The organism is Zoogloea ramigera (genome assembly GCF_006539865.1).
Taxonomy (GTDB): domain Bacteria; phylum Pseudomonadota; class Gammaproteobacteria; order Burkholderiales; family Rhodocyclaceae; genus Zoogloea; species Zoogloea ramigera.
The window spans coordinates 1-1,266 of the sequence record NZ_BJNV01000165.1; the positions used below are offsets into that span (position 1 = coordinate 1).

1 protein-coding gene is annotated in these 1,266 nt (G+C 61.5%); it reads right to left on the minus strand.

Annotated elements, in window-relative coordinates; all coding sequences use genetic code 11:
* Positions 1 to 1,100, minus strand: a 1,100-nt coding sequence (locus tag ZRA01_RS20230) for a site-specific integrase (RefSeq protein WP_141355171.1), incomplete at its 3' end; no start/stop codon positions are given.
* Positions 1,101 to 1,266: the final 166 nt, after the last annotated feature.

Consider the following 1,266-nt stretch of genomic DNA (forward strand, 5'->3'; position numbering starts at 1 on the left):
AGCCACAAAGTCGCGGCAGTATGGCGGGTCTGATATGGCCGTCGCTGCTTGAGCCCGAGGTGCCGCAGCAAGGGGTACCAGATGCGCTTGGTGATGTTGTTGTGGTCCAGCGCGTGACCCGTGCTGTTGCAGAAGACGAAACCCTTCAAGCGCCCGGAGCGAGCCAGTTGGCGCTTGAGCGCGTCGTACACCACCTGGGACATCTGGATGTCGCGCACGGACTCGATGGTCTTGGCGTCTTCCTCCACCACGCCGAGGACAATCGTTTCCCGCACGAGGATCAGCTGGCGTTCGAAATCCACGTACTTCCACTTGAGCCCATCCACCTCGCCGGTTCGCATCCCGGTGAAGAAGCGCACCGTGTAGTAATCGCGGAAGTCCTCCCTTACGGTGTCGAGAATGCGTTGCACCTCGGCGAGCGCGAAGGGTTCGACATCGCTCTTGGGGATACGCAGCGGTTTGATGTTGTAGTAAGGACTGGTAAATTTGTACCGGTCGGAGGCTTCTGCAAGGATCAGGCTCATCACATTCATGATGGCGTTGATCCGGCGGGGCGACAGCGTTTCCTTCTTCCGGCCTTTGACTTTGGCGAGTTCGGACCGGAATTGGAGGAGTTCTTCCCGCAGGAGGCTTCCGACATCCCGCGCCCCAAAACGGGGCAGCAGATGCTTGGTGACGATGTCGCTGACGGTGCGCTGGTAGGAGCGCCGCCAGGTCACTTGGTTTTCCAGCTGCCAGGTCTCAGCGAAAGCGCCGATGGTCGGGCGAGCGGTGGAAGCCGCAAGAGAAGGGGGCGGTGGAGGAGCAGAGATCACCGCAGGGCTGTCCACCTGAGGCGCGGGCTGACCGAGGTCGATCTCCCGAGTCACCTCACTTCCGGCGATCGCAAAAGTCGCGGCAAGCTTGCTGCCGGGGAAGAAGGCCGAGTAGTCGAAAACGCCTTGGTGAATCTCCAGCTCGATACGCTGCAAGACCTTTTCCAGCCGACGCCGGTTCGCGGGCGTGTCATCCAACAGAGTCTGTTCTCTGCAACGCGTTCCTCGAAAGCGGAAGTCGAAGAACAGTTTTCCGGAGTCCGCCCGGGCTCTGATACTAGCCATGGCGAGCCTCCTTCTGTCCGGTCTGGGCCCGCAGGTGTTGTCCAGACTTCCGGGGTGACCCCGGAATCGTTGCAACCCGGCAAGCCACCCCGCTGGCCATGGGAATCATGACTGAACGGGTGTGCTCGGACTGGCCGCGAGTCGGCGCTGTGGCCTGGGCAAGCCC